This is a genomic window from Parabacteroides merdae ATCC 43184 (assembly GCF_025151215.1).
GTDB lineage: Bacteria > Bacteroidota > Bacteroidia > Bacteroidales > Tannerellaceae > Parabacteroides > Parabacteroides merdae.
Map to the genome: position 1 here is coordinate 37,850 of NZ_CP102286.1, position 26,409 is coordinate 64,258.

General features: G+C 46.3%; 18 protein-coding genes, 2 tRNA genes, 3 rRNA genes and 2 pseudogenes. 13 read left to right on the plus strand and 12 right to left on the minus strand.

Annotated features, from left to right (window positions below; all coding sequences use genetic code 11):
- Positions 1 to 3 precede the first annotated feature (3 nt).
- From NQ542_RS00145 to NQ542_RS00155, 3 genes are all read left to right on the plus strand, one after another.
- A complete protein-coding gene (locus NQ542_RS00145) occupies positions 4 to 1,278 on the plus strand; it encodes a hypothetical protein (RefSeq protein ID WP_227945703.1) in 1,275 nt (424 codons plus the stop codon).
- A gap of 129 nt (positions 1,279 to 1,407) precedes the next feature.
- Positions 1,408 to 3,696, plus strand: a complete 2,289-nt coding sequence (locus NQ542_RS00150) for an alpha-L-rhamnosidase-related protein (protein WP_005650410.1) — start codon at positions 1,408 to 1,410, stop codon at positions 3,694 to 3,696.
- Between the two features lie 72 nt (positions 3,697 to 3,768).
- On the plus strand, positions 3,769 to 4,275 hold the full coding sequence (locus tag NQ542_RS00155) for an FKBP-type peptidyl-prolyl cis-trans isomerase (protein ID WP_005637017.1): 507 nt from the start codon (positions 3,769 to 3,771) through the stop codon (positions 4,273 to 4,275).
- A 147-nt stretch (positions 4,276 to 4,422) separates the two neighbouring features.
- Here NQ542_RS00155 and NQ542_RS00160 read toward each other — a convergent pair whose 3' ends face one another.
- From NQ542_RS00160 to argR, 5 genes are all read right to left on the minus strand, one after another.
- A complete protein-coding gene (locus NQ542_RS00160; RefSeq protein WP_005637015.1) occupies positions 4,423 to 5,550 on the minus strand; it encodes an aspartate aminotransferase family protein in 1,128 nt (375 codons plus the stop codon).
- A gap of 178 nt (positions 5,551 to 5,728) precedes the next feature.
- Positions 5,729 to 6,697 (minus strand): N-acetyl-gamma-glutamyl-phosphate reductase, encoded by a 969-nt coding sequence (gene argC / locus NQ542_RS00165; protein WP_005637011.1) that lies wholly within the window; start codon positions 6,695 to 6,697, stop codon positions 5,729 to 5,731.
- On the minus strand, positions 6,694 to 7,893 hold the full coding sequence (locus NQ542_RS00170; RefSeq protein WP_005637008.1) for an argininosuccinate synthase: 1,200 nt from the start codon (positions 7,891 to 7,893) through the stop codon (positions 6,694 to 6,696). The genes argC and NQ542_RS00170 overlap by 4 nt, the downstream gene beginning before the upstream one ends.
- A gap of 42 nt (positions 7,894 to 7,935) precedes the next feature.
- On the minus strand, positions 7,936 to 8,517 hold the full coding sequence (locus tag NQ542_RS00175; protein WP_005637006.1) for a GNAT family N-acetyltransferase: 582 nt from the start codon (positions 8,515 to 8,517) through the stop codon (positions 7,936 to 7,938).
- Between the two features lie 72 nt (positions 8,518 to 8,589).
- The gene (gene argR / locus NQ542_RS00180; protein WP_005637004.1) at positions 8,590 to 9,033 is read right to left on the minus strand and encodes an arginine repressor; all 444 of its coding nucleotides are present in this window, start codon (positions 9,031 to 9,033) and stop codon (positions 8,590 to 8,592) included.
- A 182-nt stretch (positions 9,034 to 9,215) separates the two neighbouring features.
- Between argR and NQ542_RS00185 the strand changes: the two genes are divergently transcribed.
- Positions 9,216 to 10,013, plus strand: a complete 798-nt coding sequence (locus tag NQ542_RS00185) for a M48 family metallopeptidase (RefSeq protein WP_005637001.1) — start codon at positions 9,216 to 9,218, stop codon at positions 10,011 to 10,013.
- A gap of 471 nt (positions 10,014 to 10,484) precedes the next feature.
- Here NQ542_RS00185 and NQ542_RS00190 read toward each other — a convergent pair whose 3' ends face one another.
- Complete coding sequence (locus tag NQ542_RS00190; RefSeq protein ID WP_036724263.1) at positions 10,485 to 12,278, minus strand: MutS family DNA mismatch repair protein; 1,794 nt, start codon at positions 12,276 to 12,278, stop codon at positions 10,485 to 10,487.
- Between the two features lie 155 nt (positions 12,279 to 12,433).
- On the opposite strand from NQ542_RS00190, the gene NQ542_RS00195 reads away from it, so the two are divergent.
- The 3 genes from NQ542_RS00195 (at position 12,434) to map (ending at position 15,272) form a co-directional block, all read left to right on the plus strand.
- Positions 12,434 to 13,294, plus strand: a complete 861-nt coding sequence (locus tag NQ542_RS00195) for a phospholipase A (protein WP_005636995.1) — start codon at positions 12,434 to 12,436, stop codon at positions 13,292 to 13,294.
- 73 nt (positions 13,295 to 13,367) lie between these two features.
- Complete coding sequence (locus NQ542_RS00200; protein WP_005648014.1) at positions 13,368 to 14,378, plus strand: AI-2E family transporter; 1,011 nt, start codon at positions 13,368 to 13,370, stop codon at positions 14,376 to 14,378.
- Positions 14,379 to 14,411: 33 nt separating this feature from the next.
- Entirely contained in the window at positions 14,412 to 15,272 is an 861-nt protein-coding gene (gene map / locus NQ542_RS00205; protein ID WP_005636990.1) for a type I methionyl aminopeptidase, read from the plus strand.
- Positions 15,273 to 15,393: 121 nt separating this feature from the next.
- Here the strand turns inward: map and mscL are convergent, their stop codons facing one another.
- On the minus strand, positions 15,394 to 15,816 hold the full coding sequence (gene mscL / locus NQ542_RS00210) for a large-conductance mechanosensitive channel protein MscL (RefSeq protein WP_005636988.1): 423 nt from the start codon (positions 15,814 to 15,816) through the stop codon (positions 15,394 to 15,396).
- Between the two features lie 72 nt (positions 15,817 to 15,888).
- A pseudogene (locus NQ542_RS00215) lies at positions 15,889 to 16,274 on the minus strand (hydroxylamine reductase); the annotation flags it as partial.
- 574 nt (positions 16,275 to 16,848) lie between these two features.
- Between NQ542_RS00215 and NQ542_RS00220 the strand changes: the two are divergent.
- The 5 genes from NQ542_RS00220 (at position 16,849) to rrf (ending at position 21,930) form a co-directional block, all read left to right on the plus strand.
- Positions 16,849 to 18,379 (plus strand): 16S ribosomal RNA (locus NQ542_RS00220).
- Between the two features lie 155 nt (positions 18,380 to 18,534).
- Positions 18,535 to 18,611: transfer RNA gene (locus NQ542_RS00225), tRNA-Ile, on the plus strand.
- A gap of 10 nt (positions 18,612 to 18,621) precedes the next feature.
- A tRNA-Ala gene (locus NQ542_RS00230) sits at positions 18,622 to 18,695 on the plus strand.
- 149 nt (positions 18,696 to 18,844) lie between these two features.
- A 23S ribosomal RNA gene (locus NQ542_RS00235) occupies positions 18,845 to 21,720 on the plus strand.
- A gap of 99 nt (positions 21,721 to 21,819) precedes the next feature.
- Positions 21,820 to 21,930, plus strand: a 5S ribosomal RNA gene (rrf, locus tag NQ542_RS00240).
- Together the 16S, 23S and 5S rRNA genes with 2 tRNA genes alongside form the textbook arrangement of a ribosomal RNA operon.
- A gap of 642 nt (positions 21,931 to 22,572) precedes the next feature.
- Here the strand turns inward: rrf and NQ542_RS00245 are convergent.
- From NQ542_RS00245 to NQ542_RS00255, 3 genes and pseudogenes are all read right to left on the minus strand, one after another.
- Positions 22,573 to 23,025 (minus strand): GNAT family N-acetyltransferase, encoded by a 453-nt coding sequence (locus tag NQ542_RS00245; RefSeq protein ID WP_227945712.1) that lies wholly within the window; start codon positions 23,023 to 23,025, stop codon positions 22,573 to 22,575.
- A 138-nt stretch (positions 23,026 to 23,163) separates the two neighbouring features.
- A pseudogene (locus tag NQ542_RS00250) lies at positions 23,164 to 23,517 on the minus strand (GNAT family N-acetyltransferase); the annotation flags it as partial.
- Between the two features lie 23 nt (positions 23,518 to 23,540).
- The gene (locus NQ542_RS00255; protein WP_005641598.1) at positions 23,541 to 23,894 is read right to left on the minus strand and encodes a nitrous oxide-stimulated promoter family protein; all 354 of its coding nucleotides are present in this window, start codon (positions 23,892 to 23,894) and stop codon (positions 23,541 to 23,543) included.
- A gap of 104 nt (positions 23,895 to 23,998) precedes the next feature.
- Here NQ542_RS00255 and NQ542_RS00260 point away from each other — a divergent pair, with 104 nt between their 5' ends.
- A complete protein-coding gene (locus NQ542_RS00260) occupies positions 23,999 to 24,760 on the plus strand; it encodes a hypothetical protein (protein WP_005641596.1) in 762 nt (253 codons plus the stop codon).
- 3 nt (positions 24,761 to 24,763) lie between these two features.
- On the opposite strand, the gene NQ542_RS00265 is transcribed toward NQ542_RS00260, so the two are convergent.
- Positions 24,764 to 26,305 (minus strand): family 43 glycosylhydrolase, encoded by a 1,542-nt coding sequence (locus NQ542_RS00265; RefSeq protein WP_005641594.1) that lies wholly within the window; start codon positions 26,303 to 26,305, stop codon positions 24,764 to 24,766.
- Positions 26,306 to 26,409: the final 104 nt, after the last annotated feature.

Sequence of the window (26,409 nt, forward strand, 5' to 3'; positions counted from 1 at the left end):
ATTATGTTAGAAAATATAAAAGAAAATATGTTGGGAGAAAAGCATGAATCTCTTTTGGATGAGAACAAAATGCTTCGTGAATTATTGAAGTCTGCGTTGGATGAAAATAAGAAATTTTGTGAGGATCTGGAATTAAAGCAGAAAGAAGTGGATTCTTACAAAAAAATGAATATTGAAGGGAAAGAAGAATATGGTAACTTAAGAAAGTTATATGATGGAGCGAAGGCAGAGAGAAATGAGTATTTTCGCATGTATTCGGAGCTCCTCAATGAAAATAAGGATTTGAAGAAGTCTTATGAGAATTTTGTGAAAGCGAAGAACGCTCAATATTTAAGGAAAAGAAAAACTTCATCTCAGAAGGATGTAGACGCTTTGAACCTGAAGTTGGAGAAAGCAAGGGCGTGTATTTCCGATTTGGAAGCAAAGAACGAGTTTTTTTATCAAGAGAGCATTCACCTTAAGAAGCGGCTTGACGTTTATTACTCCTTGCATGAAGGCAAAAACGATGTTTTCGATACCGTGACTGGCATTGTCGATGAACTTGAGAAAGCGTTCCGGGTCACTTTCGAATTTACCGAGCCAAGCCTGAAAGGCATGGCGGAGTTGTTTAGGAAAGAAAAGGCTAAAATGGAATACCAGTATGCTAATATCGAGTACGTGGATAAAATGTTTGACAAGATAATGAAAGCAGAGAAGAGCTTAAAGGAAAAAGAAGAAAAGTTTGAAACGAATAAAAAAATGGTAGAAGAACTTTATCCCCGATTCTACTATTTGATAAAGAATAAGAAATTAGTCTTAGAGCAGATCTCTAATTTGAAAAGATGGGAGGAAGAACTGAAAGATAATAAAATAAAGGATGCCTATGAAAGGCTGATGGAACAGGAATTCGAATACGAGCGGCGGAAAAGTCGGTTGCAGGAGAATGAGGCGTTGTTGAAACGTGAAGAGAGATGGTTGCATAGTGAGCTGGTTGGGATGAACAAGCAGAGAGATGAATTGATAAATGAAAATATCGAAATCCAGCGTCAACTCTATGCCGAGATCGAAAAGAACGAACAGGTCCTCTTCATCATCCGCTCTTTGAACAGCATGAACCCTTTATATGAAAAAATAACGAAGGAGCTGGTCGCTTCTGTTCGCGGTGAGAAAACCCGTCACATCGTTACCTCTTTCCTGAAGGGGGAAAGTATCTACGAGATTGCACAAAGAGAAGGTAAATCTGCCACTTCTGTACGTCGGATGGTTCTTTTGTCCCTAATGGTCAAAACGAGGAAATAGCTTGTGCAGCATTTATAAGCCAGCCTGTTTTTTGTGCATTTTTCAAAAGAAAAATGTCAGATATATGAGGGGATGAATCTCTTACTCGCTCTATCTTTATCCCCGAATTACGAAAAAAAGAAAAATACCATGAGTACATTACTGAACCGCCTTACCTTATTAGTCTCTTTCGCCTTTTCGGCTCTTTGCCTGCAGGCTGCCGACAAGAAACCTTTTGGGCTGATGACTGACCTGATTGAACATACCGGGCAGACGTGGCAGAACGGATACGCGTCGAATCTTCCGGTCTGGCAGCTCGAAGAGGCGATCGAACCGTTGCAATATGCCGCCATCCGTTCATCACATCCCGCCTTTTCTTGGATCGTACCGGGCGAAACCGGAGGAACACGACAAACCGCTTATCGCGTGATCGTGGCCGATAACCGTGAAGATGCTGCTTCTGGAAGAGGTAATCTGTGGGACAGCGGGGTGGTCGGGAGCGATCGGTCCGTAGCTGTCCGTTACGCCGGTGAAGCATTGGAACCGGGTAAATCCTATTTCTGGCGGGTAAAGACGGTGACCAATACCGAGGGGGAAAGCGAATGGTCCGAAGTGAAGGCTTTTCGCACTGCTGACCGCCTGTCCGAATATGAAACAGCCTACTACCCACAGGTGAAGACGATGGAGTTTCCGGTCGGAATAACGGAAATCCGTCCCGGTACGCGCCTTGTCGACTTCGGGAAAGATGCTTTCGGGCAGTTGGTGCTGACGTTGGCATCCGATGGTACGCGCGATTCGGTGGTCGTGCATTTAGGGGAATGTCTCGAAGGAGGACGCATCCTGCGTGATCCGGGTAAATCGACAATTCGTTATCGCCGCTATCCGCTGGCTTTGTTGAAGGGGACGAACACATACCGGATCAAGATCAAGAAAGATAAACGGAATACCGGATCGGCTGCCGTGTTGATGCCTGCTTATGTGGGAGAAGTCGTCCCTTTCCGCTATTGTGAGATCGAAGGCTATGAGGCTCCTCTGTCACCAGCCTCGGTTGTCCGCGAGACGGTGCATTATCCTTTTGACGAGACAGCTTCTTCTTTCCGTTGTTCCAACGATACGTTGAATCAGATCTGGGAATTGTGCAAATATTCTGTCCGCGCTACTTCATTCTCCGGGATTTATGTAGATGGCGACCGCGAACGTATTCCTTATGAGGCGGATGCCCTGATCAACCAGCTTTGCCATTATGGGGTGGACCGCGAATACGCGATTGCCCGCCGCTCGCATGAATACCTGCTGCAACATCCGACATGGCCGACCGAATGGATTTTGCAGGCGTTGTCGATAGCCTGGTACGATTATCTGTATACGGGCGATAGCCGTTCGCTCGAATCCAGTTACGAATTGCTGAAACCGCGTATCTTGATGGCTCTCCGCGAGAAGAACGGGTTGATCAGCACGACGACCGGATTGCAGACGGACGATTTCCTTCGTTCGATCCGTTTTAAGGGACAGATACGGGATATCGTGGACTGGCCGCATACCGGAATACTTGGTTTGGGAAAGAAGCAAGGGGGAGAAGACGACGGATTTGCTTTTACCGATTATAATGTAGTGACGAACGCCTGGCATTACGCGGCTTTGAAGCAGATGGAAGGTATTGCCGGTGCATTGGGTAAGCAGGATGATGTCGCTTTTTATGCATCCGAATCGGACGCTTTCAAAAAACGGTTCATCCGTTCGTTCTTTGATGTTCGCAAGGGGTATTTCACGGATGGTCTTGCTGCCGACACCGACCATGCTTCCCTACATGGCAATATGTTCCCGTTGGCGTTCGATCTGGTTCCGGCCGGAAAGAAGCAAAATGTCGTCGATTTTATCCAAACCCGCGGGATGGCTTGCAGCGTCTATGGCTCGCAATTCCTGATGGACGCCCTCTATGAAGCGAATGATGCCGAATATGCTTTGCATATGTTGACCAAGACGGACGACCGCAGTTGGTATAATATGATCCGTGTCGGCTCGACTATTTCGCTTGAAGCCTGGGACAACAAGTACAAGCCAAACCAAGACTGGAACCATGCCTGGGGAGCGGCTCCTGCCAATATCATCCCGCGTCGCCTGATGGGAGTGGAGCCTCTTACGCCCGGTTTCGGCACTGCCCGTATCAAACCGCAGCTTGCTTCGCTCGAATGGGCGGAGGCAACGATTCCGACGATCCGGGGGGCGATCCGTATGGAGGTGGAGAATAAGGCGGACGCCTATATTCTGAAGGTGACGATTCCTGCCAATATGGATGCTGAAGTGTATCTTCCGCTTCCGCGCGGTAAATACACCGTGACGAATAATGGTGCTCCGGTGAAAGTCTCCCGCGTGAAGGGCGAGCCGTTCCTTTATGCCGGGAAGATCGGTTCCGGCAGCTATACTTTTGTGGTGAATTGACCGTCCCGTTTGTACCGTATTGCTTTGTATGCTATCTTTGCGCCTTCAAAACAATAAAAGACTGAAGTACAAATGAAGAGATCTATTTATGCCGTAATCAGCCTGATGATGGCGATGGTAGTCGGGTTTACCGCCTGTGGGGATGATGACAAAGGCTTCTCTGCCGAACAGATTGCCTATTTCGAGAAGAACCTTGAGTTCATCCGCGAAAAGAAAGTATTGAAGGGAGACGATGGGGAGCTGCTTTACAAGCAGGTCGTTTTAGGCGGCGACACCGCCTTGTATCGTGTTTTGGGTAAGGAAGGAGAGGAAACGCAATGCCCGACGAGCCAGACTCCTGTAACAATGATCTTGAAAGGTGATTTTATCAGCGGCCAGAATTTCCAGAAGGAGATGACGATGACGCTTACTCCTGCTGGCGTTGTACCGGGGTTGGGAGCAATATTGTTGAATAATACTATTGGCGAACGGGTTGAGGCGATTATCCCAGCTAACTTGGGATATGGCTATTATGATTACAGAGGGATTCCTGCTGGTTCAACCTTGATCTTCACCTATACGATAGAGAAGTTCGATTGATTGGATGAAGAATGTAACTGCTGATTTATCAGTTATTGTCCTCCCAAAAAATCAAAGATCCACCAACCGGAAGCTCCGATGGTGGATCTTATTTATATAAAGAAACAATTAAGCTGTATAGCGATGGTTGGCAAACCGTCTTCTTTTTTAAGCATTCAGCACCTTGCGGAATCGTACGATGAATTCCTTTGCCTCGTCCATGCTCAGACAGAGTGGCGGCAACAGACGGATCGTGTTGGTTCCGGCTACTCCCGTAAATACCTTCTCTTCGAACAGCAACTTGCTGCGTACTTCCTTGATCGATTCTTCGAACTCGATACCGATCATCAGACCACGTCCGCGAATCTCTTTAATTCCCGGTAGCTTATGCAATTCATCCAACAGGTAAGCTCCTACTTCCCGCGCATTGTCGATCAGCTTTTCTTCTTCCATGATCTCCAGTACGGCAATGGCGGCCGCACAAGCTAAATGATTGCCTCCGAAAGTTGTGCCTAACATCCCGTATACTGGTTTGAACATCGGGCTGATCAGCAATCCGCTCATAGGGAAACCGTTGCCGATACCTTTTGCCACCGAAATCAGGTCCGGTTTGATTCCGGCATACTGGTGGGCGAAGAACTTACCGCTGCGTCCGTATCCCGACTGGATTTCATCAAGAATCAGGCAGGCTTCATATTTCGTACACAAGGCGCGCAGTTCCTGCATAAAGGAATCGGTTGGCAACTGGATGCCGCCCACGCCTTGAATACCTTCGATAATAACCGAAGAAACGTCCCCCTTCTGCAATTCGGCTTCTACTGCTGTCGCGTCATTCAGAGGTAGATAGGTTACGGCGAGATCCTCATTTACCGGAGCGATGATTTTCGGATTGTCTGTCACGCGTACGGCAGCAGACGTACGTCCGTGGAAGGCATGTTTGAAAGCAATCACACGTTTCTTTCCGTTGTGGAAAGAGGCTAATTTCAAAGCATTTTCATTGGCTTCGGCTCCTGAGTTGATCAAGAAGAGCGAATAGTCGTCATAACCGGATGCCTTACCCAATTTGTCTGCCAATTTCTGTTGGAGACTGTTGATGACGGAGTTGGAATAGAATCCTAACTTGTTTACTTGTTCGGTGATAGCCTTTACATAAGTAGGATGGCTATGGCCGACCGAGATTACGGCATGTCCGCCATACAGGTCGAGGTATTCGTTTCCCTCTGTATCCCATACATGACATCCCTTGCCTTTGACAATCTCTATATTGAATAATGGATATACGTCGAATAGATTCATAATGTAAAAATGTTTATAAATGATGATTTATCGGTTACTTTTGGATCAAGCCTTAACCGTCCGGTCTACTCCGGTTCTCTCTTTTGCCGTCTGCTGAAGCAGACGGCAAAAGAGAATCTGCGACATAAAGAGCAGCTTAGCCTGTTTGCTCACCGATAAATCATCATTTGTATATTAATTAAAACGCTGAAGGCTTCAGATGCAACCCTACCGTCTCTTCCAAGCCGAAGAGGAGGTTCATGTTGTGGACTGCTTGGCCGCTCGCTCCCTTCAGCAGGTTGTCTATCATCGAAACGATCAGCAGCTTGTCTTCCTGTTTCAACAGATAGATCAGGCACTTGTTCGTATTTACCACTTGTTTCAGATCCGGGTTCTTGTCGGTGATGAAAGTGAAAGAGTGATCAGCGTAGTATTCTTCATAAATACGCTTGATCTCATCCAGTCCGATTTTGCAATCCAGATAAGTCGTGGCAAAGATACCTCGTGAGAAATTACCTCTCACCGGGATAAAGTTGACCATACTGTTGAAGCTGTTCTGCAATTGCCGTAGACTCTGTCCGATTTCTGCCAGATGCTGATGCGTGAACGGTTTGTAAATCGAGATGTTATCATTTCGCCAGCTGAAATGAGAAGTGGACGACGGTTTGACTCCAGCTCCTGTCGATCCCGTGATTGCATTTACATGCAAATCCGAGTTCAGCATCAGATGCTTGGCCAGTGGTAAAACAGCTAATTGGATACAGGTGGCAAAACATCCGGGGTTTGCAATATGCTGTGCGTTGCAGATACGGCGTCGGTTCAGTTCGGGCAGGCCGTAGACGAAATCGTGTTCAGGGCTTTCGATGCGGTAGTCCATACTGAGATCGATGATCTTCACGTTTTCGGGTACGGTATGACTCTCCATGAACTTCTTCGTATCGCCGTGAGCGGTACAGAAGAAAAGGAGGTCGATCTGGTCCAGCGGCAGTTCATCGGTAAATATCAAATCTGTTTCGCCATACAGTCCGCTATGCACGTCCGTGATCTTGTTGCCGGCATTGCTCGTACTGTTCACAAATGTAATCTCGGCGTCCGGATGATTCAGCAGCAAGCGGATCAATTCGCCTGCCGTATATCCTGCTCCTCCAATAATCCCGACTTTGATCATATTTCTTCGTCCTTATGGTTGTTGTAATAAACACGCAGTGGAGTGGAAGTGACCTTGATGAAACCTTTTGCATCTTCGGCTGTCCAACCTTTCTGCATTTCTCCGTATTCTCCGAACTTGGTCTTTACCAGATCGTCTTTTGAATCGACGCCGACAGTCGAGAACGAAAGCGGGCGAAGTTCCAAAATGACAGTACCGTTCACATTGCGCTGTGATTCCTGCAACATGGCTTCAATGTCGCGCATAACCGGTTCGAGATACTGGCTTTCGTGGAGGAACATTCCATACCAGTTGGCAACCTGGTCTTTCCAGTATTGCTGCCATTTGCTAAGCGTATATTTTTCGAGGAAGCGATGAGCGCCGATAATCAGCATTGGAGCGGCTGCTTCAAATCCTACACGTCCTTTGATGCCGATGATCGTATCTCCCACATGCATGTCACGGCCGATACCGTATGCTGCACCGATTTCTTCCACCTTTTGGATGGCAGCGATTTTGTCTTCGAATACTTTACCGTTCACAGCATGGATTTCACCGTTTTTGAATTCAAGACGAAGTTCTTCGCTGCCAGTCTTTGTCACTTGTTTCAAATAAGCACTTTCCGGCAGACCTTGTGTGGAGTCGAGAATTTCGCCGCCGCAGATGGAAGTTCCCCACAAACCTACATTGTAGGAATATTTCAGTTTCGTGAAGTCTGCTTCGAAGCCATGTTCTTTCAGATAGTTGATTTCGTAGTCGCGGCTCAATGCCATATCGCGTGTCAGCGTGATGATCTCGACATTCGGAGCCAGCACCAAGAATGTCATGTCGAAGCGGATCTGGTCGTTTCCGGCTCCTGTGGAACCGTGGGCGATCGCATCAGCACCGATCTCGTTTGCATAGCGGGCGATTGCCAACGCCTGAAAAATACGTTCCGAACTGACGGAGATCGGATAAGTACCGTTACGGAGTACATTTCCGAAGACCATATATTTCAGGCTCTTTTCATAATATTCTTTTGTTACGTCAATTGTCACATATTTAGTTGCCCCTAACTTATAGGCGTTTTCTTCGTTTTGTTTCAACTGTTCTTCGCTGAAACCGCCTGTGTTGGCACAAGCTGCATACACTTCATATCCTTTTTCCTTGGCCAGATACATAACAGTAAAAGATGTATCCAATCCTCCGCTAAATGCGACTACTACTTTTTTCTTCATTTTGTATACCTGTATTGATCTTAATTTTTTAATTCTTAATTTTTAATTCTTAATTTCCCTCGCCTCTCTCTCGGCCCGATGAGGATCGTCCGGATCGAAGAGCATTCCGGTACAGATGCAGTAACGGCGGCCGGTACGTTCGAGGATATCGTGGTTGACACAGCCTTCGCAACCTCTCCAGAAAGCCTCGTCGTCCGTCAGGTCGGCAAAGGTAACCGGCACATATCCTAATTCCGTATTCATTTTCATGACGGCAGCACCCGAAGTCAGACTAAAAATCTTGGCGTGAGGCCAGCGCATACGGGCCAGCTGGAAGGTCATCTCCTTGATTCTTTTGGCAATGCCCAATCCTCGAAAGTCGGGATGCACGATCAGGCCGGAGGTGGTCACATATTGTTTGTTACCCCAAGACTCGATATAGCTGAAACCTGCAAATTTGTTACCTTCTAAAGCAATGACGGCTTTTCCTTCCTTCATCTTTTGGGCAACGTATTCATGTGTACGCTTGGCGATACCGGTTCCGCGCACTTTGGCGGCGGCTTCGATCGTGTCGAGGATGATATCTACATATTCCTCGTGACAGGCTTCAGCGATCATCACATCAATTTTTCTTTCTTGTTCCATTTTTATGTTTGTTCTTTTATCTTCTGTTGTTAGTGGGAACAAACGATCAGTTCCCTATACATTATATATATATTATATAAAATGAGCCAATGCTTTTACGATCTTGTCCCGGCTGATCCCTTCGCGCGGGATGATCAGGATCGTGTCGTCTCCGGCAATCGTGCCCAGTATTTCACAGGGCGCATGCGTATCGATATCCGAAGCAATCCCCATTGCATATCCCGGGCGGGTCTTGACAACGGCCAGATTACCCGAAAACTCGATGTTGGGATGATACTGCGTTTGCTCTTTCACTGGTTGCATAAGTGCTGAATAATCGGGCAGGCGATATACATAATTTCCGTCCCCGTCATGTACTTTGATGACTTTCAGTTGCTTTATGTCGCGTGACAGGGTCGCTTGGGTAACCTGGAATCCGCTATTTTCCAACTGTTTAAGCAGCTCTTCCTGATTTCCTATTTTCTCTGTCTGTATAATGCGGCAGATGGCATCCAATCGTTCTTTTTTTGTACTCATACTTGTATATTTATGCAACAAGGCTGCAAATATAAAGAGTATAATTGAATAATTATACAAGTGTGCCTTCTTTTTTTGTATAAATCTTCATATTCTTTATCTCTTGAGCAAAAAGCCTTTACGAATTGTTTATTATGAAGAGAAATCATAATTTTGCAAATAGTATAAATAAAGGATAAAAAATGAAGAAGATTACAAGTTTATTCGTCGCCATGTTGCTGTTGCTAAGCAGTTGCGGAAGTGTCCCGTTGACCGGAAGAAAGCAGGTTTTGCTTGTTTCGGATCAGGAAGTGCTGTCGTCCAGCCTGACCCAATATTCTGATTATATGAAATCGGCTAAGAAATCATCATCGAAAGACGGTGCCGCTATGGTGACACGTGTTGGTAAAAAGATAGCGGCCGCTACTGAACAATATCTGAGAAACAACGGGTTGGAGAGCGAAATCAAGAATTTTGCATGGGAGTTTAACTTGGTGAACGATCCGCAGGTCAACGCGTTTTGCATGCCGGGGGGTAAAATCGTTGTCTATGAAGGACTGATGCAGTTGGTTTCGTCGGACGATGAATTGGCCGTCGTGGTCGGTCATGAAGTGGCGCATGCCGTAGCCAAACACAGCAACGAGCGTATGAGTCAGCAGTTGATGGCACAATACGGTGCGCAGATATTGGGGCAGGCGTTAAGTAATAAGTCGGCTGCTGTCCAGAAGATCGGTGCTTCCGTTTATGGCTTGGGCGCTCAATACGGTGTTATGTTGCCATTCTCACGCAAACACGAATCCGAGGCGGATTATATGGGACTGGTCTTTATGGCAATGGCCGGCTATAATCCCGCAGTCGCCGTCAACTTCTGGCAAAAAATGTCAGCCGGCAAATCCGGCTCCACTCCTGAATTTATGAGCACGCACCCCAGTGATGCCACCCGTATTAATGAGATTAAGCAGCATTTACCGGAGATAGAGAAGTACAGGGTAAAGAAATGATTTGTCACCATGATATGTCTTGTCCTGATTTAGATTGGCCATGCCTCCCCGTTTTACCTCTATATATTTAAGAGAAAAACAAGGACACTACAATATTAATTAATCAACAAATACACAGGTATTAACAGCATTACTACCACTCCTTTGCTTTTCGCCCTTAGTCGAAAAGGTTTTTGACCAGTGTCGAAAGGGCTTTTGACCAAGGGCGAAAAGGTTTTCGACTAAAGGCAAAAGGTCTGTGGGCTGGCTGTTTGATAACAGTAGCATGGCAATTGTCTTTTAAATAGGACCTTCCGAGGCCGACTTTATCCCTGATGAAGGCAAACGCAAACGGTGAAGCCACTTTTACTACCAACATTCATCTGCCAAAAGTCCCAATAAGGGTTATTGTCTGTTTTGGTGACATGTCTTATCATTGTCTTTGTCCTGAATGATTAGGGTGGGCCATAAAATTTCTTCGGTATAGGCATGTTATACCGTTATCCCCATCTTCTTCATCAAGAAGCAGGCATTCATATTTTGGGCTATCCCTTCTCTGAGTTGGTAGGAAAATGTCAGTTCGTTGTCTTGGATATCGGCCTCAAAACGATAATTCTTGATCTGGTTCGGGAATTCCTTTTCAAGTTCGCCTAACGCCAGATCGTGTGTGGCAATGATACCGCAAGCCTGATTCGCTACCAGCTGTTTCATCAAAGCAAGGGAACCTTTTTGTTTGTCGATCGAATTGGTCCCTTTCAGGATTTCATCTAAAATGATGAATAGCTGTTCGCCCTGTTGCAAGCGATCGATAATCATCTTCAGCCGTTTCAGTTCGGCAAAGAAATAAGACTCATTGCTTGCAAGAGAATCGGAAGTACGCAGGCTGGTCACCATCCGGGCCGGATATAAAGTCAGAGACGCCGCACAAACCGGAGCACCGATACAGCCGAGCAGATAGTTGACGCCGATGGTACGCAGGTAAGTGCTTTTTCCTGCCATATTCGCTCCCGTAATAATCAGGAACCAGGGACTTTTCCGGATCTCGATGTCATTCTTTACGCATATGTCCCGGCGCAGTAACGGATGTCCGAGCGCTTTGCCTTCCATTTTGAAATATACGTCTGCTATCTCAGGATAAATGTATTCCGGGTGATTGAAGGCAAATCCACCCAGCGAACAGTAAGCATCGAACAAAGCCAATGCTTCGAACCAACGTTCCGTATCCTCTCCATGCTCTATCTTCCATTTTTCCAGCTTTATCGCCATGCGGGTATCGCGCAAAGTGAAAATATTCAGTATGACGCCGATTGCACTGAAACGTTGGTTCAGCGCACCGATATGTCCGGAGAGTTTTTTGATGATTGAAGAGGCCGTTTGCCCGTCGCTTGCAAACCGGTTGTGGATATCGGCGAGCTCGGCGGATTGAAAGTTTTCACCTTCGATACATTTGATCAGCTTGGAATAAGTCTGCAATATTTGCTCCATTCTGTCCAAAGAATTGTGTACCGTAGCGATCTGCTTCGCATTGAGATAAGCGATAATGAAAGACAATCCGAAGAACATGCCGGCTATCGATACCGGGAGCAGGTTCAGTGCACATCCTATCGCGACCAATACCCAGATGGAAGGGATCAGACAGATGAGCAGTTTCCATATTTTATTGTTGATCAAGCAGGGAGCCGCTTTACTCAATAGAGAAATAAGTTGTTGGTCGTCCTTGTTTCCCGGATGCAGAATGCCTGTCACATAGAAATGTTGCCGGAGCTGTGTGAACGATTCCAGTTCGCGGATCGCTTCCTGGCGTCTTAATATCATAGCCTTGTCGGTGAGTGGTTGCATAAACCAGCCGGCCAGCTTCTCTTTTCCCATAAAAGTAACCGTGCGGTTGACGGACTGGAAAAGCGAATGGTTTCCGAACAAATCCAGATCAAGGCTGAACGAATGTTCTGCGGAACTTTTTTCCGGTGCTCCGTCGAACGCACTGAAATCGTAATCCAACCCGTTCAGTTCGTTTTTGCACAGGTTCGCCAGTGCTTCGGCGTAACATTTCCGGGCGAAGAGCTTGGTGTGCCAGACCATTAGAGCGATAAACGGGATAGTAAACAAGACGGCGATCCCGGCCAGCACTTTCCAGTCTTCGGATTTGAAGAACCAGACCATGGCGATCAGACCGGCGACCAACAACAAACGGATGCTTCCGAGCAAATGAATTTTTTTCTTCAGGTTATCGGCCCTGCGGGTGTAAGCCGTGACAATATCTTGGTAATAGTTGTATATCTTTTCCATGCCTGCAAAGATAAATAAAAATGAACTAACCATTCTGTAATTGGTTTTATTTAAAAGAATGATAACGAAATGACCAATATAGGTGCTAAAGAGGCGAATTATCATTCATTGATTCGTATATCTTTGCTAAGGTTTTTATCGACTCAATAAACTTGATGCGTTTTATGAAAAGGATCGTGATGCTTCTGTTTCTGTCTGTGATGGTCTGTACCCTCTCGGCACAGGAAAAAAAAGGAGAAACTATCGGGGAAAGGATCGTGGCGAATGCTTATAACGCCGACAGTATCCGCGGCATTTTGGACAAGATGCCGTATTTCACCCTGTTCAAGGACAATTACTTCGTGGGAGGGACAACTCTCGGACATAAACCGACTGCCGCCAATTCGGACGTGAAGTTTCAGTTGAGTATCGCCCAACGACTGACAAAAAGCAAATTGCCGTTCGATACTTATCTGTTTATCCAGTACACTCAGAAGGCTTTTTGGAATGTCTTTCAGGAATCGTTGCCCATGAAGGATCTTAATTTTAATCCTGGTATCGGTCTGGGGCATCTGATCGTTTACCATAATAAATATATAGGTAAAGGGTATCTTATGCTCGAACATGAATCGAACGGGAAAGACAGCACCGCTTCCCGCAGTTGGAATAAAGTCACTTTTGCGGTTGCGATCACCCTTTCGCCGAATTGGGAGGCACAGTTCAAGACCTGGATACCGATTGTGGATGGTGAGAATAATAAAGACCTGCTGAAATATAACGGGATCTTTCAGGTCGCCGCCAATTACCGGACCGACAACCGCCGTTTTAATTGTGGTGTGATCCTGACGAAGCGTAAGACTTGGACCAGCTTTAACACACAGGTCGAATTGAGTTACAAATTTAACAATAATGAGAATCAATATTTCTTCCTGCAATATTACAATGGCTATGGGGAAAATCTATTGGAATATAATAAGTTCAAAAGCATGATAAGGATAGGCTTCGTTATCAAGCCTTCCGATTTCAGCCTGTATTGACAGAAGACGATAAACAACCGCTCTCCTGTATTGTTATTTATATATACATTGTATAATAATGCAAAATAACAAAATGAATGTAAAGGAACAATACTGGAAATACTCTCTGGTTACGATTATCGTAGTGCTGGGGACGATTCTTTTTGTGGAATTCATCCCTTTTCTGGGAGGTATCTTGGGCGCTTGTACCATTTATATATTGGTCAGGAAACAAATGTTGTATCTGACCGAAAAGAAACATTTGCGGCGTAGCTTCGTTGCTGTAATCCTGTTGCTGGAAACGATCCTCTGTTTTTTGATACCGCTTTCGCTGGCTGTCTGGTTATTTATCAACAAACTGCAAAATTTCAATCTGGACCCGACCCAATTGGTCAAGTCGGCGGAACATATTGCGAACCTGATCGAGCAACGGACCGGATACGACGTGCTCGATACCTCCAATATCATGTCTGCTGTCTCCATTCTCCCGAAGATAGGGCAGGTGTTGATGGGAGGAATCAGCGGTTTCGCCATCAATGTGGCCGTACTGGTGCTGATACTTTATTTCATGCTGATTGGTGGTGCCAAGATGGAAAAGTATGTCTACAGCATTTTGCCTTTTAGTGACGAGAATAAGAAAAACGTCTTGAACGAGATCAATATGATCGTCACCTCCAACGCAATCGGAATTCCGTTGCTGGCCATCATCCAAGGGCTGATCGCTTTGCTCGGATATTGGATATTCGATGTGCCGAGTCCTTTCCTTTTCGGCTTTCTGACCTGTTTTGCCACGATCATTCCGGTTGTGGGTACAGCGTTGGTCTGGTTGCCGCTGGCTCTTTATATGACGTTGACAGGAGATTGGGTGAATGCTGCCGGACTGACGGCTTATGCTTTGATTATCATTACGAATGTGGATAACCTGATTCGTTTTATCTTGCAGAAAAAAATGGCGGATACTCATCCGCTCATTACCATATTCGGTGTGATCATCGGCTTGTCTCTATTCGGTTTTATGGGGATTATCTTTGGGCCGCTCCTGATTTCGATCTTTATACTTTGTTTCAATATATTCAAGGAAAAGTATCTGGATAATGCCCGATAACTGCTACTTTTGTATGGATAAATAAACAAAGCCATGCATAGCAGAAGAATAAAAAACAATTGGCACATCATCAAAGGACAGCCTCTTACCGAATTAGACAAAAAAGTGCTTTACTATCAGAATAAAGGCCACCTGGTGCCGCCACGCAAACTGATCAAGACAGCAGAACAGATCGAAGGCATCCGCCGGAGCAGTGTGGTGAATACCGGGGTGCTCGATTTGGTTGCAAGAGAGATCAAGGCCGGTATGTCTACTGCCGAGATCGATAAGTTGGTATATGATTATACCGTTTCGCACGGGGCTATTCCGGCGCCTCTGAATTATGAAGGGTTTCCGAAAAGTGTCTGCACTTCTGTCAACGAGGTGGTCTGCCACGGTATTCCCAGTGAAGATGAGATATTGGAAGAGGGGGATATTATCAATGTAGATGTTTCGACTATCTTGGACGGGTATTACTCGGATGCTTCCCGTATGTTTATTATAGGTAAAACGACCCCTGAAAAGGAAAAGCTGGTGCGGGTGACGAAAGAGTGTCTTGAAATCGGTATGCAGGCGGCGAAACCGTTCGGTTTTGTCGGTGATATCGGCAATGCCATCCAACGCCATGCGGAGAAGAACGGGTATTCTGTCGTCCGTGATTTATGCGGTCATGGTGTCGGATTGGAGTTCCATGAAGAACCGGAGGTCTGCCATTTCGGACGAAAGGGGACAGGGATGCTTCTGGTTCCAGGTATGGTATTCACGATCGAACCGATGATCAACATGGGAACTTGGCAGGTCTTTATTGACGAAGAAGACGGATGGACAGTCGTTACCGAAGATGAACTGCCTTCCGCTCAATGGGAACATACGTTCCTGATGACGGAAACGGGGCTTGAGATATTATCTTATTGATTGATATAGGTTGGCGGAAGGAGATGTCGAAACAATATCCTGCTGACTAATCGACATGATTTAGGCACGGAATTTAATCCGTGCCTAAAAGAGCGTGATACAAAGGTGTTTTGATATCGTCTTATTTTTTGTCTTTCAACAAATCACGTATCTCGGTAAGCAACTGTATATCGGCTGGAGGAGGAGCCGGAGCTGCCGGTGCTTCTTCTTTTTTCTTGTTCAAGGCATTGATCCCTTTTACTAACATAAAAATAGAAAATGCGATAATGATGAAATCGAAAGTCACCTGCAAAAAGTTTCCATAGTTGATGGAAACAGCTGGCGAGACAACTTTGTCACCGTCCATTACAGCTTGTTTCAGTACGATCTTTAAATCGGTGAAGTTTACGCCTCCGATCAGCAGGCCGATGGCAGGCATGATAATGTCACCGACGACAGATGATACGATTTTACCAAAAGCACCGCCGATAATGATACCCACAGCCATGTCGATCACGTTGCCTCGCATGGCGAATTGTTTGAACTCTTGTAGAATCTTCTTCATAATTTAACCTTTTTATGTTATAACTACAAAAGTATACGTTTGGTTGTGGATATCCAAAACAATTTGAGAATCTTATGCTATGATGAACTGTTCTATATCTTTTTCCGGAGTTTGTATGGTGTCGATCCCGAAATTTTCGACCAGGACTTTGGCTACATTCCTTCCAACCCGAATACATCCTGTAGTTTCATGGCGGTCAATGCTAGTGAATAGCTGTCGTTGCATTGTCCGGTATCCAGTACGCGGGGAATGCCGTTGATATCTCCTAACGACAGTTTGTTGTATCGGTACTTGGCGAAACCTGCTGTCAGAATCACGCAGTCATCCGGCAATTGTTCGGCAAATTCGGTATAGTAGTTACGTTTTTTCATGCGCCCGTCGCATCCGGCCATGACGACAAACTTACGGATTGCCCCGCTTTTCACGGCATTGACGACTTTATCAGCTAATGCTAACTGGCCGGCAACTCTGAAAGGACTTTTACAGGGACAAATGGTGAATGATGCGGGAAAGTTGGTTGTGATAGAAGAACTTATGTATGCAATAGTTGAGGCAAATGGCAAAATAACTCAGCTGTTTATTTTCCTTTTTATCATGATAATATCCCAATATTTTTTCTTTCGTACCTTAAAATAGAGTATTATGTATCCAGAGCGTAACGAAAAAAAAGTTTTCAAACCATTTGGAAGTTTGTATTAGAAGAATTACTTTTGCACCCGCATTCGAGCGAGAAGGTCGGCAGTTAACATGATGATGGGGTAGTTTCAGTGATAGCGAGGATGAGGTTAGCTAGGCTAAGCGAATATCCGACCATCCGGGGGCTTTGAAAAAAAACTTTCAAAATTTTCCTTGAAAAGTTTGTCAGTTAGAAAAAAGTTCTTACCTTTGCAGCCGCAATCGAAACGATAGCGCAAGTTCTTTGAAAGCATTACATATCAACAAGTAGTACAAGAGACGTAGTAGGAATACTGACATACCGTCAAGACTACATAGACAGATAGAGATTCTGAGCAAAAGGTATAAACAAAATCAACAACGAAGAGTTTGATCCTGGCTCAGGATGAACGCTAGCGACAGGCTTAACACATGCAAGTCGAGGGGCAGCATGATTTGTAGCAATACAGATTGATGGCGACCGGCGCACGGGTGAGTAACGCGTATGCAACTTACCTATCAGAGGGGGATAGCCCGGCGAAAGTCGGATTAATACCCCATAAAACAGGGGTCCCGCATGGGAATATTTGTTAAAGATTCATCGCTGATAGATAGGCATGCGTTCCATTAGGCAGTTGGCGGGGTAACGGCCCACCAAACCGACGATGGATAGGGGTTCTGAGAGGAAGGTCCCCCACATTGGTACTGAGACACGGACCAAACTCCTACGGGAGGCAGCAGTGAGGAATATTGGTCAATGGCCGAGAGGCTGAACCAGCCAAGTCGCGTGAAGGAAGAAGGATCTATGGTTTGTAAACTTCTTTTATAGGGGAATAAAGTGGAGGACGTGTCCTTTTTTGTATGTACCCTATGAATAAGCATCGGCTAACTCCGTGCCAGCAGCCGCGGTAATACGGAGGATGCGAGCGTTATCCGGATTTATTGGGTTTAAAGGGTGCGTAGGTGGTGATTTAAGTCAGCGGTGAAAGTTTGTGGCTCAACCATAAAATTGCCGTTGAAACTGGGTTACTTGAGTGTGTTTGAGGTAGGCGGAATGCGTGGTGTAGCGGTGAAATGCATAGATATCACGCAGAACTCCGATTGCGAAGGCAGCTTACTAAACCATAACTGACACTGAAGCACGAAAGCGTGGGGATCAAACAGGATTAGATACCCTGGTAGTCCACGCAGTAAACGATGATTACTAGGAGTTTGCGATACAATGTAAGCTCTACAGCGAAAGCGTTAAGTAATCCACCTGGGGAGTACGCCGGCAACGGTGAAACTCAAAGGAATTGACGGGGGCCCGCACAAGCGGAGGAACATGTGGTTTAATTCGATGATACGCGAGGAACCTTACCCGGGTTTGAACGTAGTCTGACCGGAGTGGAAACACTCCTTCTAGCAATAGCAGATTACGAGGTGCTGCATGGTTGTCGTCAGCTCGTGCCGTGAGGTGTCGGCTTAAGTGCCATAACGAGCGCAACCCTTATCACTAGTTACTAACAGGTGAAGCTGAGGACTCTGGTGAGACTGCCAGCGTAAGCTGTGAGGAAGGTGGGGATGACGTCAAATCAGCACGGCCCTTACATCCGGGGCGACACACGTGTTACAATGGCATGGACAAAGGGCAGCTACCTGGCGACAGGATGCTAATCTCCAAACCATGTCTCAGTTCGGATCGGAGTCTGCAACTCGACTCCGTGAAGCTGGATTCGCTAGTAATCGCGCATCAGCCATGGCGCGGTGAATACGTTCCCGGGCCTTGTACACACCGCCCGTCAAGCCATGGGAGCCGGGGGTACCTGAAGTCCGTAACCGCAAGGATCGGCCTAGGGTAAAACTGGTGACTGGGGCTAAGTCGTAACAAGGTAGCCGTACCGGAAGGTGCGGCTGGAACACCTCCTTTCTGGAGCTGGAATCTCTAGATTAAGTCCGATGAGGTATGTAGCTCTCTGGTACTACGGTTGAATATGTATATATATATGATCTTAAACTGGAAAGACCAGTATATAGAGAGAAAGATGATGCTGAGATGAAAATTTCAGGCACATAACGGTTGACAGTCCTATAGCTCAGTTGGTTAGAGCGCTACACTGATAATGTAGAGGTCGGCAGTTCAACTCTGCCTGGGACTACCAGTTGAAAAACGGGGGATTAGCTCAGCTGGCTAGAGCATCTGCTTTGCACGCAGAGGGTCAACGGTTCGAATCCGTTATTCTCCACGATAAACTCCGTAAGGGGTAAAAAAAGATCTTTGACGTATTGGACAACTTCAAAAAAGTAAAGTAACAAAAAAATAGAGCAAGCTGAAGATATATCAATCCGACACGGGCTTCAATTTTAGCAATAAAAGGAAGCAGTGTCAGTGATAAAGAAAGTAAGCAAGGGCAGACGGTGGATGCCTTGGCTCTCGGAGGCGATGAAGGACGTGATAAGCTGCGATAAGCTTGGGGTAGGTGCAAATAACCTTTGATCCCAAGATTTCCGAATGGGGCAACCCGGCTGGTAGAAGGCCAGTCATTCCGTAAGGAAGGCGAACGTGGGGAACTGAAACATCTAAGTACCCATAGGAGAAGAAAACAAAAGTGATTCCGCAAGTAGTGGCGAGCGAACGCGGAACAGCCCAAACCGATGATGTTTAGGCATTGTCGGGGTAGTAGGACCACGTTGTGGCAAGAGATTAAGGAAGTAGAACGTTTTGGAACAAACGGCCGTAGACGGTGAAAGCCCAGTATACGACTCTTTAACGAAGCCTAGTGGAATCCTGAGTAGCGCGGAGCACGAGAAATTCTGTGTGAATCAGCGGGGCCCATCCCGTAAGGCTAAATACTCCCGAGAGACCGATAGCGAACCAGTACTGTGAAGGAAAGGTGAAAAGCACCTCGAACAGAGGAGTGAAATAGTCCCTGAAACCGTCTGCCTACAAGCGGTCGGAGCAACGTAAGTTGTGACGGCGTGCCTTTTGCATAATGAACCTACGAGTTACTTTCTCCGGCAAGGTTAAGGGCTTCAGGCCCGGAGCCGAAGCGAAAGCGAGTCTTAATAGGGCGTGATAGTCGGAGTGAGTAGACGCGAAACCAAGTGATCTACCCTTGGTCAGGATGAAGGTTGGGTAACACCAACTGGAGGTCCGAATGGGTATACGTTGAAAAGTGTTCCAATGAACTGAGGGTAGGGGTGAAAGGCTAATCAAACTTGGAGATAGCTCGTACTCCCCGAAATGCATTTAGGTGCAGCCTTTATTTAGTATAGCATGAGGTAGAGCGACTGATTGGATGCGAGGGCTTCACCGCCTATCAAGTCCAGATAAACTCCGAATGCGTGCTATATATTGATAAGGAGTGAGGGCGCGGGTGCTAAGGTCCGCGTCCGAGAGGAGAAGAATCCAGACCATCAGCTAAGGTCCCCAAATAACAGTTAAGTTGAACTAACGAAGTCGGACTGCAGAGACAGCTAGGATGTTGGCTTGGAAGCAGCCATTCATTTAAAGAGTGCGTAACAGCTCACTAGTCGAGGAGTCCGGCGTGGATAATACTCGGGCATAAACTGTTTACCGAAGCTATGGATGTAGAAATACATGGTAGGGGAGCATTCCAACGGCGTCGAAGGTGAAGGATGACCTTTGCTGGAGCTTTTGGAAACGCAAATGTAGGTATAAGTAACGATAAAGGAGGTGAGAAACCTCCTCGCCGAAAGACTAAGGTTTCCTGATCAACGTTAATCGGATCAGGGTAAGTCGGGACCTAAGGTTAAGCCGAACGGCGATACCGATGGAAGAATGGTTTAATATTCCCATACTACTTTATGGAGCGATGTGGAGACGGAGAAGTGAAAGTCCTGCCATCTGACGGAATAGGTGGTTGAAGAGTGTAGATGTAGATTCCTGTAGGCAAATCCGCAGGGAGAGTCGACCTTGACAGTATGCCGCGTGCTTGCACAAGGCAAAATGGACGTAATCAGGCTCCCAAGAAAATCCGCTAAGCATATTCATAAAGTACCCGTACCGTAAACGGACACACGTAGTTGGGTTGAAAATACTGAGGCGCTCGAGTGATTCACGGTTAAGGAACTAGGCAAATTGACCCTGTAACTTCGGGATAAAGGGTCCCTACTGAGAGGTAGGGCGCAGAGAATAGGTCCAGGCAACTGTTTAACAAAAACACATGGCTGTGCGAAATAGAAATATGAAGTATACAGCCTGACACCTGCCCGGTGCTGGAAGGTTAAGAGGAGAGCTCATCGCAAGAGAAGGCTTGAATTGAAGCCCCAGTAAACGGCGGCCGTAACTATAACGGTCCTAAGGTAGCGAAATTCCTTGTCGGGTAAGTTCCGACCTGCACGAATGGTGTAATGATCTGGACACTGTCTCAACCGTGAGCTCGGTGAAATTGTAGTATCGGTGAAGATGCCGATTACCCGCGATGGGACGAAAAGACCCCGTGAACCTTTACTATAGCTTTACATTGAATTTGGGCAATCGATGTGTAGGATAGGCCGGAGACCGTGAAGCAGGTACGCCAGTATTTGTGGAGTCGCCGTTGAAATACGGCCCTTTGGTTGTTTGAGTTCTAACCCGCAGAAGCGGGGACACTGTATGGTGGGTAGTTTGACTGGGGTGGTCGCCTCCAAAAGAGTAACGGAGGCTTCTAAAGGTACCCTCAGACCGATTGGTAACCGGTCGTAGAGTGTAATGGCATAAGGGTGCTTGACTGGGAGACAGACAAGTCGATCAGGTAGGAAACTAGAGCATAGTGATCCGGTGGTTCCGCATGGAAGGGCCATCGCTCAAAGGATAAAAGGTACTCCGGGGATAACAGGCTGATCGCTCCCAAGAGCTCATATCGACGGAGCGGTTTGGCACCTCGATGTCGGCTCGTCACATCCTGGGGCTGGAGAAGGTCCCAAGGGTTGGGCTGTTCGCCCATTAAAGTGGCACGCGAGCTGGGTTCAGAACGTCGTGAGACAGTTCGGTCTCTATCTATCGTGGGCGTAGGATATTTGAGGGGCTCTGACACTAGTACGAGAGGACCGTGTTGGACAGACCACTGGTTTACCGGTTGTACCGCCAGGTGCACCGCCGGGTATCTAAGTCTGGATTGGATAAGTGCTGAAAGCATCTAAGTACGAAGCCAGCCTCAAGATGAGATATCCCTAGAGGGTCGTTGTAGACTACGACGTAGATAGGCTACAGGTGTAAGGGCAGCAATGTCGAAGCCGAGTAGTACTAATAGCCCGAGACTTTCGATCATGTAAGGGTTGATATATCAGCAGATGGCTGATGCCATATGTTTCTATTAGTTACTTCAGGTAATGGGGTTGTCCAGTCAAAATCTTACAAAGAGGTATTAAGGTGGTTATAGCGTTGGGGATCCACCTCTTCCCATTCCGAACAGAGAAGTTAAGCCCAACCACGTCGATGGTACTGCGTAAAAGTGGGAGAGTAGATAGCCGCCGTTTTTTAGGAGTGAGAGCGAAAGTTCTCCGTGAAGGAAGCCGATTCAGTTTTGAGTCGGCTTTTTTCGTTTCCGACAGCCCATTCTTTAGAGATCGTGTTTTTGGATGGCGAGTTTGTCCTCCACGACGTTATGTTTGATTTGCATGTAATGCTCGTATTGTAATGTCCCAAGATCCGGCAGGTGCACGAATGGGGGGATAAATGATCCGACCGTTCAGTGGAGAAAGCCCGACTTGGATCAGAATTCTACACTGGGAGTATAGAGGACACGCGGTGTACGACAAGAGGCTTAAGGAAGGCCGTTCAATGAAGAGGTTTAACCAGCCTTACAAATGGAAGGCATATCGTCCGACAAGCAGGAATCCAGAATCCGGGATTCCGGAAGATGCATTCTAGGAGCGGGAGGGTCTGATAAAAAACGGGGCCTCTCAGTGTTGAGAGCCCCCGCATAAAAGATCTTATTAAGATAGCAAACGCTTCGATTAACAAATTCTTTTTTTGAAGTCATAGTCAAGGTTACATATTTTTTCTTAGTCAAGGACTTGGATGCACAAACGTAGGCATTCCTTTTTTACTATGCAAGTATTTGTTTGTTTATTTTTGAAACAATCGGATTTTACTGAATTGATTTTGTTACTACTTTGTTACTTGGACTTGGAAAGTTCTTTTCGTAAGTAGACCATATCCACTAGTTGCTTGCCGTCTTCGTATATAGGATGATCATAATTGTCGGTAAAGAAATCCTTGATACGATGCGAGTATTTGAATCCGTTCTGTGCATAGAAAGGGATGGTCAGCGGACTTTCACCTGTGCCGACAAGCAGAGTGTCATATTTCCCCGCATAATGTTCGGAGATAAATCGGATCAATCTTTTGCCATATCCCTGTTTCTGATATTGTGGATCGGTTGCGATATTTTTGAGTTCGATCGTTTTGCCACCTTCATCCGTGACAACACAAATAGTTTTTAGGATATTTTGATCGTACAAAGCAAACATTTCTCCCCGTTCGAGATAAAGGTCTATCATCGATTCCTGTTCATCGGCCAACAACAGAAGATCGAGGAAACGTTTCTTATGGCGGAAGATTTGCCGGATTTCGAAGGAACTGTCTGAAGCCTGCACGATTGTTTCATTGAGCGAAAGATGCAGGATCGGAAATGGATTGCCGTTTGGATCGGTTTCATCTCTTCCGACAATATCAAATCCTCTGTTCAGATAGAAAGAAGTAGCTTTTTCGTTTTGTTCGTTGACGTCTACTTTGAATATCTGTTTGTGGTGAATGACAAATTCGATTAACAGCTTGCCGTACCCTTTTCCTTGTTCTTCCGGATGGACGAAAAGCATTTCGATTAATTCGTCACTTAGCCCCATAAATGCAGCTATCCGGTTTTGTCCATTTCGGATGGTGTATAATTCGACAACCGGAATATATTTGTTCCGGATTAACGGCTTGAAGAACCGGATATCCTTTTCGGTCAGAAAACGGTGGGTGCTTCGAACGGAGGCCTCCCATACTTCTACCAATTCGTTTTTTAGCTTTTCTGATTCATCAGGACTAATTGCAGACCAATTTATTTTCTGTAGCATGGATTTTTAATAACAATGGATTTCTATTTATGAAAAAATTCTTGTAGCAGATGCCGGATAGCAGCTGTCGGATGATATAATATCATTCTGGGGCCAGTAAAACGCATGACCTCCTGCATTTTCTTGCGCCTATCCGGTTTGTAGCAATGAACAGGGCATAACCGGCATGTTGTTTTCTTCTCTCCGAAAGGACAATGAGACAGTCGTGCATGAGCATATTGCAAAAGTTCTTTACAATCCGGACATAAATCCGTGTGCTTTTCTTTCTGACGGCAATAGATACGGACCATCTGTGCGACGATCTCCTGTTCTTGTCGGATACGGGTTGATGGCATATTGAGTCTGTTCTTTTCTACAAATTTAGGCATAATCAACATTATCTTCCAAGTTTAAATACCAAATATGTGCGGGTTTGTTGTTTCTGCCATATATTTGTTGATCGGAAGAGTTTTTAATGTAGTTTTATAGGAAGAAGGGATATATGGAATATGCAGAATTGTTGAAACGGTTGACGGTGGATTGTAAGGATGACGGAAAACAGTTTCGGAAGAAAGACCGGATACATGAGATAAAAGCCTTGTTGGAAAATTCGGGTTATGAATTGTTGGGCGAGGGAAGTCTTTCTTTGCTGTATGGAAAGCCGATGGAAGAAGAAAATACTTACCGGACGCTTGTTTCATCCCATGTTGATTGCGTTTATAAAAATTGTTTTGCCAAAGACGAAGACGAACTTTGCTGGAAGGGCACGTTCGACAATAGTGCGACCAATGCTGCCGTGATCGACCTGATGTTGCGGGGCGAACTGGATGAATCCGTTCTGGTCGCTTTCACGGGAGATGAAGAGAAAGACTCGGCAGGAGCCATCGAAATCATGCAGATGTTAGGCCGAATGGAATGTCTGGTAGGTAAGGCTCTCGTGCTTGATGTCACGAATGAAGGTTGGGAAGATGAAGCTGCTTTCTCTATCGAAAACGATCATGGTTTTGATATAATAACCGGTTATCACATTGTCGAATTACTTCAAGCAAGCGGTACTTCGTGCGTGTTTGTACATGAAGCAGAACCCGATGAGACTTGGGAATACAGTAAAGGCTCCAGCTCAGATCTGCCGGGAATCCCGTGCCTAAGTCTGTGCTTGCCTGTCTGTGGAAATATGCATGGGGATGATGGAGTCTTGTTGCGCAAGTCATCTGTCATCCCCTATGAAGATATTCTGAGAAACCTGGCAAATGCCGGTTTCTAATTCTTACTGATAAGATAAAGAACAATATTCAAATACGGCAGGTGCCTTTTCGTCTCCTTCATGGTAAAGTCCCGGACGTGCCACCCGATCCCAGCGAATAAGTGAGCGTATGGCTTCTTCCGATAGACCGTGGTTCACCGGAGTCCATTGCTTGCCGTCTTTACTCCAGGCGAATTGATAGGGGAGTCCTTCTTTCACCTGCATGCGCAGATGCAATGCCATGCTGGGCAGTGGCAGATCGGCCAACTGTTGTTCCTTCCCTTCTCGAACCAACTTTATTTGCAATCGGTCGCCGACCGGGCCGTAAGCGATATAATAGCTATTATCCCCGTAAAGCGTGATCCCTTTCCAACTGCCATTTTGGTTTGTTATGCCGGCATCCAATGTGTAGCCCGAAGATGCAGGACGAAGGCAAAGTGCCTCTCCTGTCTTGCATTCCGGCTTGGGAGAACCACTCAGCCACAGTCTGCCCGCTTCGATTTTAGCTTGGACATTCGAGTACGGATAATTCCAACTCCATTCCGGGCGCAGATTCGGGTCGGCAAAATTGTCGAAGAAACCGGTTACCGGCTCTTGCACGCAATCGGCAAAAGGCATCGGTTGTACCAAGCGGGCATATTCGCCGGTAACGAAATAAGGCCAGTTGTCCTCTCCGAAACGCAACTCCTGGAGATGGGGCTGACGCCCTAGAAAGAAATCGCTGCCTTCCGAATAGGCGTGACATAGATAAAACATACGTCCGTCAGGCGTCGTCGTCAGTGTGCCATGACCGATAGATTGTATCTCGTCGCTCCCGTGCAGGATCGGATTTCCTTCATACTTTTCATAAGGCCCTTCGAGCTTCTTCGAGCGGGCGACAGCTACGGCATAGTCGCTATTGGGACCGCAACAACCATTAATCGCATAGATCAGATAGTAGTAACCGTTCTTTTTGAACCAGTGCTGTCCTTCCATCCCCACACGTTCGTCGTCTCGGAGCAGGCTGAACGGCTTGCCGGTCAATTTCAACCCGTCCGGAGTCAACTTGCTGGCGAGAAGTTCGATCGGCCGGTTGTCCAGTCCGTAGGCTTTCCAGCTGATGTATAAATCACCCTTGTCTTCGAGGATAAAAGCATCGATCGCTTCCGTTCCGAATTCGACAACCGGTCCGTGATCTTTGAATTTGCCTGTCGGAGAGTCGGAGGTGGCTACTCCGATGTAGGAAGTGTTGTTCGACTTCTTTCGTGCGGTATAGTATACATAAACCTTACCGTTATGATAATACCATTCCGGAGCCCAGAACGACGACTTGGTCCATTCCGGCTGCTGCTCGAATACGTGTCCGGTCTGTTTCCAGTTGACTAGGTCTTTAGATGTGAATACCGGATAGTAGGGAGCCCATTCGGAGGAAGTCCCCGTTGCATAATAAGTATCGTCGATCCTCAGGATGGACGGGTCGGCGACATCCCCGTGAATAACAGGATTGGTAAAATAGGTCTGTTTCTGAGCCATACTTGTGCCGGAATACAAGACGGAGCCTAACAAGGCGATGATGAGTCTGTTCATGGTCTGTTAAAACGCTAATTATTAATTGGTCTAAAATTGATGGTTACAAATCTACTGGATAAAACGGAGCTGTCCAAAAAAATCCTTTACTTTTGCCGGATAAA

Bases quoted from the DNA above. Each gene is read 5' to 3' on its own strand.
- NQ542_RS00145 (WP_227945703.1), top strand. From the start codon at position 4: ATGTTAGAAAATATAAAAGAAAATATGTTGGGAGAAAAGCATGAATCT.
- NQ542_RS00175 (WP_005637006.1), bottom strand. From the start codon at position 8,517: ATGGAACAAGAAAGAAAAATTGATGTGATGATCGCTGAAGCCTGTCAC.
- argC (WP_005637011.1), bottom strand. From the start codon at position 6,697: ATGATCAAAGTCGGGATTATTGGAGGAGCAGGATATACGGCAGGCGAA.
- NQ542_RS00195 (WP_005636995.1), top strand. From the start codon at position 12,434: ATGCGTTTTATGAAAAGGATCGTGATGCTTCTGTTTCTGTCTGTGATG.
- NQ542_RS00170 (WP_005637008.1), bottom strand. From the start codon at position 7,893: ATGAAGAAAAAAGTAGTAGTCGCATTTAGCGGAGGATTGGATACATCT.
- NQ542_RS00160 (WP_005637015.1), bottom strand. From the start codon at position 5,550: ATGAATCTATTCGACGTATATCCATTATTCAATATAGAGATTGTCAAA.
- NQ542_RS00190 (WP_036724263.1), bottom strand. From the start codon at position 12,278: ATGGAAAAGATATACAACTATTACCAAGATATTGTCACGGCTTACACC.
- argR (WP_005637004.1), bottom strand. From the start codon at position 9,033: ATGAGTACAAAAAAAGAACGATTGGATGCCATCTGCCGCATTATACAG.
- NQ542_RS00260 (WP_005641596.1), top strand. From the start codon at position 23,999: ATGGAATATGCAGAATTGTTGAAACGGTTGACGGTGGATTGTAAGGAT.
- map (WP_005636990.1), top strand. From the start codon at position 14,412: ATGCATAGCAGAAGAATAAAAAACAATTGGCACATCATCAAAGGACAG.
- NQ542_RS00265 (WP_005641594.1), bottom strand. From the start codon at position 26,305: ATGAACAGACTCATCATCGCCTTGTTAGGCTCCGTCTTGTATTCCGGC.
- mscL (WP_005636988.1), bottom strand. From the start codon at position 15,816: ATGAAGAAGATTCTACAAGAGTTCAAACAATTCGCCATGCGAGGCAAC.
- NQ542_RS00155 (WP_005637017.1), top strand. From the start codon at position 3,769: ATGAAGAGATCTATTTATGCCGTAATCAGCCTGATGATGGCGATGGTA.
- NQ542_RS00185 (WP_005637001.1), top strand. From the start codon at position 9,216: ATGAAGAAGATTACAAGTTTATTCGTCGCCATGTTGCTGTTGCTAAGC.
- NQ542_RS00200 (WP_005648014.1), top strand. From the start codon at position 13,368: ATGAATGTAAAGGAACAATACTGGAAATACTCTCTGGTTACGATTATC.
- NQ542_RS00255 (WP_005641598.1), bottom strand. From the start codon at position 23,894: ATGTTGATTATGCCTAAATTTGTAGAAAAGAACAGACTCAATATGCCA.
- NQ542_RS00150 (WP_005650410.1), top strand. From the start codon at position 1,408: ATGAGTACATTACTGAACCGCCTTACCTTATTAGTCTCTTTCGCCTTT.